The 12,441-nt window shown below is 71.7% G+C and carries 13 protein-coding genes; 9 read left to right on the top strand and 4 right to left on the bottom strand.

Going from position 1 to position 12,441, the window contains the following annotated elements; all coding sequences use genetic code 11:
* Window positions 1-258: 258 nt before the first annotated feature.
* Window positions 259-1,050 (top strand): TIGR04222 domain-containing membrane protein, encoded by a 792-nt coding sequence (locus tag AOK08_RS25850; RefSeq protein ID WP_055530374.1) that lies wholly within the window; start codon window positions 259-261, stop codon window positions 1,048-1,050.
* Window positions 1,051-1,184: 134 nt separating this feature from the next.
* Window positions 1,185-2,822 (top strand): alpha/beta hydrolase, encoded by a 1,638-nt coding sequence (locus AOK08_RS25855; RefSeq protein ID WP_055530376.1) that lies wholly within the window; start codon window positions 1,185-1,187, stop codon window positions 2,820-2,822.
* Between the two features lie 13 nt (window positions 2,823-2,835).
* On the opposite strand, the gene hemQ is transcribed toward AOK08_RS25855, so the two are convergent.
* Window positions 2,836-3,567, bottom strand: a complete 732-nt coding sequence (gene hemQ / locus AOK08_RS25860; RefSeq protein WP_055530377.1) for a hydrogen peroxide-dependent heme synthase — start codon at window positions 3,565-3,567, stop codon at window positions 2,836-2,838.
* A gap of 4 nt (window positions 3,568-3,571) precedes the next feature.
* On the bottom strand, window positions 3,572-5,038 hold the full coding sequence (hemG, locus tag AOK08_RS25865; RefSeq protein ID WP_055530379.1) for a protoporphyrinogen oxidase: 1,467 nt from the start codon (window positions 5,036-5,038) through the stop codon (window positions 3,572-3,574).
* Window positions 5,039-5,313: 275 nt separating this feature from the next.
* On the opposite strand from hemG, the gene AOK08_RS25870 reads away from it, so the two are divergent.
* Together AOK08_RS25870 and AOK08_RS25875 are read left to right on the top strand one after the other, a co-directional pair.
* Entirely contained in the window at window positions 5,314-6,330 is a 1,017-nt protein-coding gene (locus AOK08_RS25870) for a DUF4349 domain-containing protein (protein WP_055530380.1), read from the top strand.
* Window positions 6,331-6,393: 63 nt separating this feature from the next.
* On the top strand, window positions 6,394-7,809 hold the full coding sequence (locus AOK08_RS25875; RefSeq protein ID WP_055530391.1) for an FAD-dependent oxidoreductase: 1,416 nt from the start codon (window positions 6,394-6,396) through the stop codon (window positions 7,807-7,809).
* Window positions 7,810-7,927: 118 nt separating this feature from the next.
* Here AOK08_RS25875 and AOK08_RS25880 read toward each other — a convergent pair whose 3' ends face one another.
* Window positions 7,928-8,260, bottom strand: coding sequence for a hypothetical protein (locus AOK08_RS25880; protein WP_055530381.1), 333 nt, complete (start codon window positions 8,258-8,260; stop codon window positions 7,928-7,930).
* 240 nt (window positions 8,261-8,500) lie between these two features.
* On the opposite strand from AOK08_RS25880, the gene AOK08_RS25885 reads away from it, so the two are divergent.
* From AOK08_RS25885 to AOK08_RS25895, 3 genes are all read left to right on the top strand, one after another.
* Window positions 8,501-8,698 (top strand): hypothetical protein, encoded by a 198-nt coding sequence (locus AOK08_RS25885; protein WP_055530383.1) that lies wholly within the window; start codon window positions 8,501-8,503, stop codon window positions 8,696-8,698.
* Window positions 8,699-8,732: 34 nt separating this feature from the next.
* A complete protein-coding gene (locus AOK08_RS25890; protein WP_055530385.1) occupies window positions 8,733-9,149 on the top strand; it encodes a DUF2252 family protein in 417 nt (138 codons plus the stop codon).
* 106 nt (window positions 9,150-9,255) lie between these two features.
* The gene (locus AOK08_RS25895) at window positions 9,256-9,678 is read left to right on the top strand and encodes a DUF7144 family membrane protein (protein WP_055530387.1); all 423 of its coding nucleotides are present in this window, start codon (window positions 9,256-9,258) and stop codon (window positions 9,676-9,678) included.
* Here the strand turns inward: AOK08_RS25895 and AOK08_RS25900 are convergent.
* Window positions 9,675-10,997 carry a DUF2254 family protein gene (locus tag AOK08_RS25900; RefSeq protein ID WP_055530388.1) on the bottom strand — a complete coding sequence of 441 codons (1,323 nt, stop codon included), beginning with the start codon at window positions 10,995-10,997 and terminating at the stop codon, window positions 9,675-9,677. The two genes, AOK08_RS25895 and AOK08_RS25900, sit on opposite strands and share 4 nt — an antisense overlap.
* 210 nt (window positions 10,998-11,207) lie before the next feature.
* Here AOK08_RS25900 and AOK08_RS25905 point away from each other — a divergent pair, with 210 nt between their 5' ends.
* Together AOK08_RS25905 and AOK08_RS25910 are read left to right on the top strand one after the other, a co-directional pair.
* Window positions 11,208-11,840 carry a GAP family protein gene (locus AOK08_RS25905; protein WP_079054263.1) on the top strand — a complete coding sequence of 211 codons (633 nt, stop codon included), beginning with the start codon at window positions 11,208-11,210 and terminating at the stop codon, window positions 11,838-11,840.
* Between the two features lie 148 nt (window positions 11,841-11,988).
* The gene (locus AOK08_RS25910) at window positions 11,989-12,390 is read left to right on the top strand and encodes an SHOCT domain-containing protein (protein WP_055530390.1); all 402 of its coding nucleotides are present in this window, start codon (window positions 11,989-11,991) and stop codon (window positions 12,388-12,390) included.
* The last annotated feature ends 51 nt before the right edge of the window (window positions 12,391-12,441 follow it).

The following is a 12,441-nucleotide window of genomic DNA, read 5'->3' on the forward strand; positions in this document are numbered from 1 at the left end:
CCCGCTCCGACGGCCTCCCCCGCGTCCGCCGTACCGGTGACACCCACACCGGTGACACCCACACCGGCCGCGACCTACCCGCTGCCGCCACCGGCGACCAGCCCACCACCGGAGCCCGCAGGGGCTACGGAGCCGTCCTAGAAGGCCTGTGGGAACCAGCGTCATTCGGCCACCGCCGATACATCACGTACCGGCCATACCCCGTCCGTATCCTGAAAGCCCATGGCTTTCCAGGCACCCTTCGCATAGAACAACGGCATGTTCTGGTCCTTCCTCCTGCTGCTGGCCTGGATCGCCGCCGGTACGGCGTGCGTCCGGCTGTGCCGGGCCGCCGTGCACGCGGCCGGCGTCGATCCGGACGTCGGCCCCGGCGGGCGCGGGCGTGACCTGACGCTGTACGAGGCCGCGTTCCTGTCCGGCGGACCGGCGCGGGTCGCCGATCTCACGATGGTGTCGATGGCCCGCCAGCGGCGGCTGCTGCTCGCCCACACCGGCTGGGCGACGGTCGTGGACCCGAGCGGGCGGGACGAGATGGAACGGTCGGTGATCGGTGCCATCGGGCCGGAGGGGCAGTCGCGGATCGCTCCGGTACGGACGGCGGCGGCCGGCACCGAGGCCGTACGGAGGCTCGCGGACCGGCTGGTCGCGGCGGGCCTGGCCGTGCCCGACGGCGCCCGGCGCGGGATCGCGTTCGCGGTCCGTCGGGTGAGGGCGGCCGCGCTGGCCGTCGTCGCGCTGGGCGCGGTGGCCCTGCTGGTGCCGGGGCGGGGCACCGTGCCGCGCGACCTGGTGGCCCTCTGGTTCGCGCTCCCCCTCGTCCTCACCCTGAGCTGCCTCGCCGTCGCCCGGATCGAGGTCCACCCGTACTCGCGCTGGGCGTCACCGGCCGGACAGCGCCTGCTCGCCGCCATGACCCGCCGGACCAGGAACACCGCTCCCCGCACCGACCGCGACGAACGCACGTATCTCACCTCCGTCGCCGTACTCGGGGTCCGCGCGGTCCACGAACCGGACCTGCGCGCGGCTTTCGCACACCGGGAGCCCACCTAGAACCGGTCCGGGGCGGCGCCTCGGGAGTGTGCGGGGGCGCACTGGAGTGCTCGCGGCGACACCGGGCGAGTGGTGCTTGCCTTCCCCGGTCGGCGCCCGAAACATCCCTTCTGTCGCCACCGAAGGGATACGCCATGCGAGCCGCCGTCCTCTACTCCGCCGCCGGGTCCTTGCTGTTGACCACCCTGGCCGCCGCCCCGGCCGACAGCGCCCCGGGCGGGCCCGGTCTGCCGGGCGGTCCCGGCTCGGCCGAGTTCCGGGGTTCCGTGCTGGCCGCCGCGCGCGCCGGGGCCGCCGGTATCCGCTTCGGGAAGTGCGCGGAGGAGGAGGAACTGCCGGACAGTGTGCGCTGCGGCACCGTCACCGTGCCGCTGGACTACGCGCACCCCTACGGCAAGCAGATCAAACTCACCGTCAGCCGGACCGAGGCGACCGGCAAGAACCCGCGCGACCCCGAGCACCGGGTGGAGCGCCAGGGCTCCCTCGTCTACAACCCGGGCGGCCCCGGCGCCTCCGGCATGTTCTTCCCGATGATCGGCGCCATTCCCGAGTGGAAGCGCATCGCGGGGGCCTACGACCTGGTCGGGTACGCACCGCGCGGGGTGGCCCGGTCGGCGCCGCTGTCCTGCGAGGATCCCAAGAGCTTCTTCAAGGGGCCCACGCAGGCACCGGCGGAGCCCTCGGAGTCGTACAAGAGGGAGCGCGTCGCCGAGGCGAAGGCGTACGCGCGCGGATGCGCCGAGCGCTCGGGCGACGCGCTGCGCCACTACAACTCCCTCAACAACGCCCGTGACCTGGACGTCCTGCGCGCCGCACTCGGCGAGAAGCGGCTGACGTTCATGGGCGCCTCGTACGGCACCTACTTCGGGGCGCTGTACGCGACGCTGTTCCCCTCGCACGTACGGCGGATGGTGTTCGACTCGGCGGTGAACCCGGACCCGGCCGGCATCTGGTACCGCAACAACCTCGACCAGTCGGCCGCGTTCGAGAGCCGCTGGGCGGACTTCCGCGCATGGGTCGCCCGGCACGACGACGTGTACGGGCTGGGCGCCACGCCCGAGGCCGTCCTGCGGAGTTACGACCGGGCGGCGGCCCTGCTCGCCGCCGAGCCGGCCGGTGGGAAGGTCGGACCGGGTCAGTTGCAGGGCGCGTTCCTTCAGGCCGGGTACTACGACGACTACTGGCCGCACCGCGCCAACGCGCTGGCCGCCTATCTGAAGGGCGACCCGCAGCCGCTGATCGATCAGGCGGCGCCGGTGACCGAGGCGGCCGTCGAGGCGGAGAACGGCAACGCGGTCTACACGGCCGTCGAGTGCAACGACGCGCCCTGGCCGACGAGTTGGCGGGTCTGGGACCGGGACAACACGCGTCTCGCGCGCACGGCGCCGTTCGAGACCTGGGACAACGCCTGGATGAACCTGCCGTGCGCCTACTGGTCCGCGCCCCGGCAGACACCCCTCGACGTGCGGACCGGGCCGGGCGAGCTGCCTCCGGTGCTGATCCTGGCGGCCGAACGGGACGCGGCGACGCCCTACGCGGGCGCGCTGGAACTGCGGCGCCGGCTGTCCGGCTCGGCACTGGTGACGGAGCGGGGCGCGGGCACGCACGGTGTCGCCGGCGGTCCGAACCAGTGCGTCAACGACTATCTGGACGCGTATCTGCTGGCAGGCCGGCTGCCGGGGCGGCACGCGGAGTGCGCCCCGCACGCGGAGCCGCGGCCCGTGGCCCGGGCGGACCGTTCACAGAAGGAGAAGGCCGCCCAGGGCGCGTGAAGCGGACCGCGGGTCAGGCGAGACCGGCGATCAGCTCGCCGATGTCCTTGCGGCGCCCGGTGTAGAACGGGACCTCTTCGCGGACGTGCATCCGGGCCTCGGAGGCACGCAGATGGCGCATGAGGTCGACGATGCGGTACAGCTCGTCGGCCTCGAAGGCCAGCAGCCACTCGTAGTCGCCGAGGGAGAACGAGGCGACCGTGTTGGCACGCACGTCCGGGAAGCCTCGGGCCATCTTGCCGTGGTCGGCGAGCATCCGGCGACGGTCCTCGTCGGGCAGCAGATACCAGTCGTACGAGCGCACGAACGGGTAGACGCTGACGTAGTTCCGGGGCGTCTCGTCGGCCAGGAACGCGGGGATGTGCGAGCGGTTGAACTCGGCGGGGCGGTGCAGCGCCATGTTCGACCACACCGGCTCCAGGGCGCGGCCCAGCTTGGTGCGGCGGAAGAGGTTGTACGCCTCCTGGAGCTGGTCGGCGGTCTCGGCGTGCCACCAGATCATCAGGTCGGCGTCGGCGCGCAGCCCGGACACGTCGTACGTGCCGCGGACGGTGACGTCCTTCGCGGCGAGCTGGTCGAAGAGCTCCTGGACCTCGTCGGCGTAGCCCGTGCGGTCCTCGGGCAGGACGTCCTTCAGCTTGAAGACGGACCACAGGGTGTAGCGGATGACCTCGTTGAGGTCCTTGGCCAGCTTGCCCTTGTTCGGGATGCGGGCCGCGTCGGTGGTGGGGGCGTCGTCACTCATGTGCCTATTCTCCCGCTCCGCCGGGCGCGCCCTGCACCGGGTCGGCCTCAAGAGGTTCACGAGGTTCGAGCGGCCCCAGCGCGTCCACCGCCGCGTACGCGCTCGCGACGCACGCCGGGATGCCGACCCCGTCGTACGCCGCGCCGCACACGGCGAGGCCCGGGAGCTTGGCGATGTGTTCGCGGACGCGCTCCACGCGCGCGTAGTGGCCGACCGGGTACTGGGGCAGGCCGTCGTCCCAGCGGGTGACGCGGGTCTCGACGGGGGGCGCCGTCAGTCCGGTCGCCTCCTTGAGGTCGTGGCGTGAGACCTCGACCAGGTCGGTGTCGGGGCGCTGGAGGATCTCCGTCTCGGCGTACCGGCCCACCGAGGTCCGCAGGATCAGCAGGTCCGGGTTCTCGTCGGCGATCCAGCCCCATTTCTGGGAGGCGAACGTCGATGCCTTGATGGTGCGTCCGTCGACGGGCGGGACGAGGAAGCCGCTGCCCTCGGGGAGGCTGATGTCGGCGCGGCGGTAGGCCAGGGTGACCAGGGCCACCGAGGCGTACTCCACGCCCGCGAGTTCGGCGGCGGCCGCCGGTGCCTCGGCGCGCAGCAGACGGGCGGCCACCGGGGCCGGTGCGGCGACGACCACCCCGTCCGCGTCGAACACCCGCTCCCCGGCGACGACCCGCCAGGCCGCCGGTGTCCCGGCCGTCCGGCGCAGCTCGGTCACGGGTGCCCCGGTGACGATCTCGCCGCCCCGCGCGCGCACCGACTCCGCGACGGCGAGCGGCAGTTGGCCCACGCCTCCCTGAATGCCCATGAACACCGGCCCGCCCTGCTGAGGAGCGGCGGCCAGCCGGGCCTGGATGCCACGGACGCCCTCCGTCAGGGACGCGTCCTTCCTGGCCACCTCGAAGAGCTGGGGTACGGCCGAGCGCATCGAGATGCGGTAGGCGTCGCCCGCGTACACCCCGCCGAGGAGCGGATCGACCAGCCGGTCGACGACCTCGCGGCCGAGGCGGGCGGCGACGAACTCGCCCACCGCCACGTCGTCCCCGACCTCCGTGCGCGGCAGTTCGGCGTCGCGCCCGATCCGGGCCAGCCCCTCGTCCGAGAGGATGCCGGCCAGTACCGAGGCGCTGCCGGGAACGCCCATGACATGACCCTTGGGCATGGGCCGCAGAGCACCCCGGGTCCAGATCGAGGCGGTCGAGGTGGCGGGCGCCCGGAGGCGGTCGCCGAGGCCCACCTCGCGTGCCAGCGTCACGCCCTCGGGTCTGCGCGCGAGCATCGACTCGGCGCCGAGGTCGACCCGCGCGCCCGCGATCTCGCCGGGCAGCAGCTTGCCGCCGACGCGGTCGGACGCCTCCAGGACCGTGACTCTCGCACCCCGGTCCAGCAGCCGGTGGGCCGCGGCGAGACCCGCGATCCCGCCTCCGATGACGACGACATGCCCGGCACCCGCACGGGCCTCCACTGCGCTCATGCCACCACCTTCTCAGACCCCACTGACACTCCCGTCGGCGCACACCACCCCCGCGGTGTCCGGCACGAGTCCCGACCGTGACCTCATCGGAACCAGGACCGGCCAACGTCCCGCCCCCTTCGTGCGTCCAAGGAGCGTCAGTCGTGCGGCACACCCCCCACAACCCCCCACGACGCCCCACGACGCTCCATAACACCTCTAAAGCCTCTAACACCTCATAACGCTCCGGAGCAGTCCAAAACCGGTCGACAACAGCCCTCGGGGGAATCCACACGATGAACAACCTGCGCACACACCCACGCCCTACCCGGCACTCCGCCCGCCCTGTGCGGGCCCTGGCGGGACTTTGCCTGGTCACGGCACTCGCGCTCACCGGCTGCGGCGGCCCCGGCGCCGAGGACAGCTCGGCCGGCGGCTCGAACGACAAGGCCGCGCAGCCGGCCTCGGGCGCCCTGGCGCAGCAGGCCGGGCCGGACGGCGGGTCGGACGCCAAGGGCAGCGGCGCCGAGGCCACCAAGGCGCCCCAGGCGGTCGGCGGCCCGCACATCATCCGCACCGTGTCCGTCTCCGTACGGGTCAAGGACGTGACGAAGGCCCTGGCCAAGGTCCGTACCGTCACGGAGAGCGCGGGCGGGTTCGTCGGCGCCGAGACGACAACCCTCGAAGAGGGGGAGGGCGGCGAGAGCACCGACGTCGTTCTGCGGGTGCCCGTCGCCGAGTACGAACGGGTGCTCGACCAGCTGGAGGGCGCCGGCAAGCTCCTGCACCGGGAGGCGGAGGCGCGGGACGTCACCGACCAGGTCGTCGACGTGGAGAGCCGCGTCGCCACCCAGCGCGCCAGTGTGAACCGCATCCGGGAGCTGATGGACAGGGCGACCAAGCTGTCCGACGTGGTCACCCTGGAGGGCGAGCTGAGCCGCCGTCAGGCCGATCTGGAGTCGCTGCTCGCCCGCCAGGCCTCCCTGAAGGACCGCACCTCCCTGGCCACGATCAACCTCTCCCTGTCCGAGAACCCGCCCAAGGAGTCCGACGAGGACGACGACCCGACCTTCCTGGACGCCCTCGCGGGCGGCTGGAACGCGTTCGTGACGATGCTGCGCTGGATCGTGGTGGCCCTCGCCGCGGTACTGCCGTTCGCCGCGGTGGCGGCCCTGCTGGCGTTCGCCTGGCTGCGCCTCGCCCGGCTCCGCCGGGAACGCCGTCCCGCCGACGTGACAGCGAGGAACGCGGCCCCGACGACGTACCTGCCGACCGCTCCCCCGGTGGAGTCGGGCGGCCCGGACCAGGGCTGACCGGAATTGATCGATCCTGTCCGGGGTCGAAATGCCTGGTCCCCGTAGCGTGTTCGCATGAGCATGCGCATGAGCGATGGCCGTACGGGCGACACGAAGCGTGGGACCGAGCGTCTGGTGGTGATCGGCGGCGACGCGGCGGGCATGTCCGCCGCGTCGCAGGCACGTCGGCTCAGGAAGCCCGGCGAACTGGAGATCGTGGCGTTCGAACGCGGCAACTTCACCTCGTACTCGGCGTGCGGGATCCCCTACTGGGTGAGCGGCGACGTCCCCGACCGGGACCGGCTGATCGCCCGCTCGGCCGAGGAGCACCGGGCCCGCGACATCGATCTGCACATGCGTACGGAGGTCACCGGGATCGACGTCCCGGGCGGCCGGGTGCGCGCCCGTGACCTGGAGACCGGCGCCGAGTCATGGACGTCGTACGACAAGCTGGTGATCGCCACGGGTGCCCGTCCGATCCGCCCCGCCCTGCCGGGCGTGGACGCCCCGGGAGTGCACGGCGTGCAGACCCTGGACGACGGCCAGGCGCTCCTGGACACGCTGGCCGGCACCGAGGGCCGGCGGGCGGTCGTGGTCGGCGCGGGCTACATCGGCGTGGAGATGGCCGAGGCGCTGATCAAACGCGGCTACGAGGTGACGGTCGTCAACCGCGGCAAGGAACCGATGTCGACGCTCGACCCGGACATGGGGCGCCTGGTGCACAAGGCGATGGAGGGCCTCGGGATGACCATGGTGAACGACGCCGAGGTCACCGAGCTGCTCACCGGCGACGACGGCAGGGTCCGCGCGGTCGCCACCGAGGACGCCGAGTACCCGGCGGACGTGGTCGTCCTCGGCATCGGCGTCCACCCCGAGACGACCCTCGCCAGGGCGGCGGGACTCCCCGTGGGCGACCACGGCGGCCTCCTCACCGACCTGGCGATGCGGGTGCGCGGACACGCGAACATCTGGGCGGGCGGCGACTGTGTCGAGGTCCTGGACCTCGTCTCCGGCCAGGAACGGCACATCCCCCTGGGCACGCACGCCAACAAGCACGGCCAGGTCATCGGCGCGAACGCGGGCGGCGGGTACGCGACCTTTCCCGGGGTCGTCGGCACCGCCGTGAGCAAGGTGTGCGACCTGGAGATCGCTCGCACGGGCCTGCGCGAGAAGGACGCGCACCGGGCGGGCCTCCGCTTCGAAGCGGTCACCGTCGAGTCGACGAGCCGCGCCGGCTACTACCCCGGCGCGGCTCCGATGACGGTGAAAATGCTCGCCGAACACCGCACGGGCCGCCTCCTGGGCGTCCAGATCGTCGGCCACGAGGGCGCGGCGAAACGGGTCGACATCGCGGCGGTGGCCCTCACCGCAGGCATGACGGTCGAACAGATGACCGCCCTGGACCTGGGCTACGCACCCCCGTTCTCCCCGGTCTGGGACCCGGTCCTGGTAGCGGCCAGAAAGGCAACCGCGGCGGTACGTGGGGCCACTTCTTAACAGGGAGCACGTCAACCTACCCAGGGGCGCGGGGCTGTGTCGATCTGCGGCTCCGCCGGGTGGGCGCGACCAGCCACAGCGACCCGCACCCGGCAACGGACCCCGCACCCCCACGGCGCTACGCCGTCCCGTTGATCCGATCAATAGCCTGCCGAGCCTGCTCCCCCGGCGGCCGGGAAGGCAACGCCGACACGGACGCCGACGCCGCCGAAACCGCCGGAGGCTGCTGCTGCGCGGGCTTCGCGTGTGCCCCCAGCCCACTGGACCGCAGCCGATGACTGGCCGCCTCGTCCAGCGACACCGGCCGCTGCATCTGCGTGGCCAGCCGCCCCGCCTCCTGGCCCAGCCGGGCCACGTCCTCCCATGACAGGTGGACCACCAGCGCGAGTTCTGCCTCTCCGTTCGGCAGAGCCTGTACCGACTGCGTCGGAGGAGTAACCCGGTCGTTCATCGCCTGTTCCTCACGTCGTCCCCGCGGGCCGCCTTCGTCGTGCCGCGGACGTTGTGGACAGATACGGACACTCGGACAGCCGCGTTCACCGGTTCGCGGGACATGTCGCGGATCACCGCGCCGCCGCCCGACCCGGCGCCCGTCCAGTCACCTCCAGCGGGTGATCCGGCACGGCCTTGCGGCAGTCAGTATGCAGAGAGGACAAGGGGGCCCCACCGCGCTGGAGAGGGCGGTGCAGGTATGCAGTACGAATTCCGTGTCACCGGCCGAGTCTCCGCAGCACTCGCCGAGGCGTTCCCGGAGCTGGCAAGGGTGCTCATCCACCGGCAGACGGTGTTCTTCGGCCCGGTGACGGACGAGGCACATCTGTACGGGTTGCTCGCGCGCTTCCGGAATCTCGGCCTGCACGTCGAGGAGATGCGCCCTGTGCCGGAATAGCCTCTCGGGCGAGGGCGAGGGCGAGGCGGCCCCGATGGGGGCAACGCGCCCCGCGGCAGGCACCCACCTCACGTTCGGCCTGGCCGCGGCTCCCGAGCGGCACCTCGTCCGCGACATCTACGACCTGATCGCCTCCGGGCGCCGGCACCTGCCGGAACGCTTCCGCCTGGTCGACATGGCGCGCAAGGCGGTCGGGGCCATGGGCATCGGCACGCGCTGCCGGATCGCCCTCATGCCGGGCCGGGACGACGGCGATCCGCTGCCGCTCCAGGCCAAGGAGTCCGGAGAGCCGGTCCTCGCCCCGGCAACGTTCGACCCGTCCCTCGTGGAGTTCGCCGAGGCGTACGCCGACCGGAACGACCGCGACCACGACGTCCTCGCCGAGGCCGCACGGGCCGGTCGGATCACCGCCGAGGAGGCCCGAGCCATGGCGGTGACGCGTCCGCGATAGCCGCCCCTCATCACCCTCCCGGGGTGACGACGGACCGGTGGGCCGGGTGCAAGCTCGATCATGAGCGGCTGCCGACCGCAGCCGCATCAGGAACGGAGGTCCTGACATGGCCACCACCACCAGCCCGCACCACCACTCGCCAGGCGCTATGGCAGCCGCCGGAGGGCTGACAGTCTTCGCCGCCGTCTTGCTGTTCATCGCCGGCATCCTCGACCTCTTCCGGGGCATCATGGCGATCGCCGAGGACGATGTCTTCGTCCACACCCCCAACTACGTCTTCAAGTTCGACCTGACGAGCTGGGGCTGGATCCAGCTGGCGCTCGGCGCGATCGCCATGATCGTGAGCCTCGGCCTGTTCTCGACCGCCACCTGGGCGAGGGTCGTCGGCGTGGGCATCGCGGGGCTGCTGATCATCGCCAACTTCCTCTCCATCCCGTACTACCCCGTCTGGTCGCTCACGCTGATCGCCCTGTACGCGTTCGTCATCTGGGCGCTGTGCGTGGTCAAGCGGGATGACGCGATGGACTAGCCGGGGTGCGAAGCGCCGCCGGCACCGCCGAGTCCCTGTCGGTCCGCTCCCCGCGCCACAACCGTGAGCAGCGGATCACGGAAGGCGCGGGCGAGCCGGTCCACCAGGGCGAGGCGTTCGTCCAACGGAGTCCTCCGGTCGTCCGGAGCCACCGCGGCCACGTCCTGGATCAGCACCCGCAGGCGCCGTACGACCTGCAAGGACGTGGCCCCGTAGTGCAGGATCTCGTCCAGCCCCAGGCTCACCACCTCCGGCCACGCGGGAGTCGCCCGGCGCAGGCGGGGTGTCCCCCGGCCGTCGGCCACCAGGGTCACGCCGAGCGGACGGGTGACGAGCCGGATGAGCGTCACCTCGATGTGGTCCAGTGCCTGTACGGCGGTCGTGGGGTCGTTCACGGCCGGTGAGAGCGCGCGGATCGCGATGTCCACCAGAAGCCGGAGTCCGTACGCCGGATCCTGGTCGATGCGGCGGACTCGGTCCACGCGTACACAGGAAGCCAGTCGACGCGACCGCCGGACGCGACGTGATCCGGGCGCCTCCGCCGGCCCGTGCCATTGCCCGAGGACCGAGCCGGCGCTGACGAAGTCCCCGGGACCGACATCGAGCGAGACACACGCGTCCCAGCCGGCCATGATCCGCAGCAGCAGCCGCTCGTCGACGCTCCGGATGACACCGGGCCGCCCGGTGTGGACCCACGGAACGCCTGCCCGGGACACCCATGCGGGAGCAGCGGTGCCGGAGGCCGCCGCCGTCCCGTCCAGCGGGAGCGCGGCGTCGATCGACCCGGGAATGAGTTCTCCCACCGCCCGCGCGAGCCCGCCCCCGGTCACGACGTGCCGGAGCCCGGTCAGGCTCCGCAGCAGCACAACGGTGTCGACGACCACGAGAGCGACTGCCAGGGTCACCGACAGACGCGGTGTCTCGCCGGGCCGGATCTGGGCGAGCACGACCAGTGCGTACACCGCGGTGCCGGTCACGAGTCCCACGACGGCCAGTGACCGGCGGAAGTGTCCGATGACGTCGATCAGGCGGGGAGACATGCTCTGCACGGTCTGGATGACCAGGGTGACCGCGGTGATGACGAAGCCGGACAGGGTGATCATCCCGCCCGCGATGGCCGCGAGGGTCGTCGACGCGGTGTCCGTGTCGTAGGTCAGCCCGACGCGGGGGAGGGAGTCCTCCCAGTGCGGCAGGGCCAGGCCGAGCCCGACCGCCCCCGCCATCGTCACCGCTGCGACGGCCGGGCTCAGGAACACGAACAGGCGCCTGAAGCGGGGCGTGGCGACGGGACCTCGCGTGTGCCACGACTCACCCTCCACGCGATCACCGTAAGAGCCCGGCGGGATTCGCGCGCGTCACGTCCCGCCGGCCCCGTCACTCGGGTGGCCGCTCCCGGCTGCTGTGCGGAGACATCCATAGCAACGTGGATCGTCCCGGCCCGTATCGCGGAACCAGCGGCGACATCATGGAGGCTTTCGGGCTTTCCGCCTCACCGCCGAAGCGGCGCGACTGAACGAGGAGGTGAACGCGTGGACGGACTCAACATCCTGCCGCTCGCGGTCACGATGATGGTCGGTCCGCAGATCGTGTCGGCGGTCATCTTCGTCACGACCCCCAAAGCAGTCCGTGTGTCGCTGGCGTTCCTCCTCGGTGTCGCTGTCGCCGCGACCACGGGTGTCGCCATCATGCGGGGCCTCGCGGCACTGCTGGGCTCGGCGGTGGATCTGGGCGACTCCTCCAACACGGGCTCCGTCGGTCTGGTCATCCAGTACGTGCTGGTCGGCCTGCTGCTCGCCGCCGCGGTGAAGAACTGGGTCCGGCGCGAGACCATCGAACCGCCCGCGTGGCTCGGCACCCTGATGACCGCGGGTCCGCGGCGGGCCCTCAAGGTCGGTCTGCTGATCATCCTGCTGATGCCCTCGGATCTCATCGTGATGGCGACGGTCGGTGTCCACCTGGAGCAGAGCGGCGCGTCCTTCGGCTCGGCCCTGCCCTTCATCGGGCTGACAGTGCTGATCGCCGCGTTGCCCCTGCTCGGCTTTCTGACATTCCACCGCCGGGCCCAGGCGGCCATGCCCCGGGTCAGGGACTGGATGAACAGTCACAGCTGGCTGATCAACATCGTGGCCTGCCTCGTCTTCATCGTGCTCATCCTCGTCTAGGACCCGACCGTGATGTCCGTCGCGTCCGTGACATCACGAAGCCACCCGGACCGGGTGATCCGCCCCGCTTCGTTCCGATGGACCGTGGATGCCGTCAAGACCATTCCGCCGTGTCCATCGAGCGGCGGACCGGCAACCGGAGGACGACATGGACTACCCCCTCCTCGACGGGTTCCTCACGATGATGTACTTCTTCCTGTGGATCATGTGGTTCATGCTCCTGTTCAGGGTCATCGGTGACATCTTCCGCGACGACGAACTCAGCGGCTGGGGCAAGGCGGGCTGGACCCTGTTCGTCTGCGCGCTGCCCTTCCTGGGCGTCTTCGTCTACCTGATCGCGCGGGGCAAGGACATGGGCAAGCGCGATGTGCGGCAGGCCCAGGAACAGGAGCAGGCATTCCGCTCCTACGTGCAGCAAGCGGCTGCCGAGGGCCCCGCGACGGGGACGAACAAGGCGGACGAACTGGCGAAGCTCGCCGGCCTCCACGATCACGGTGACATCACCGACGCCGAGTACGAGAGTGCCAAGGCCAAGGTGCTCACCGGCTGAGCCGCCCCGCACCGCGCCAGCGGAGAACGCAGCGCACAGCACATGTCCCTG

The organism is Streptomyces graminilatus (assembly GCF_001418565.1).
Taxonomy (GTDB): Bacteria; Actinomycetota; Actinomycetes; order Streptomycetales; family Streptomycetaceae; genus Streptomyces; species Streptomyces graminilatus.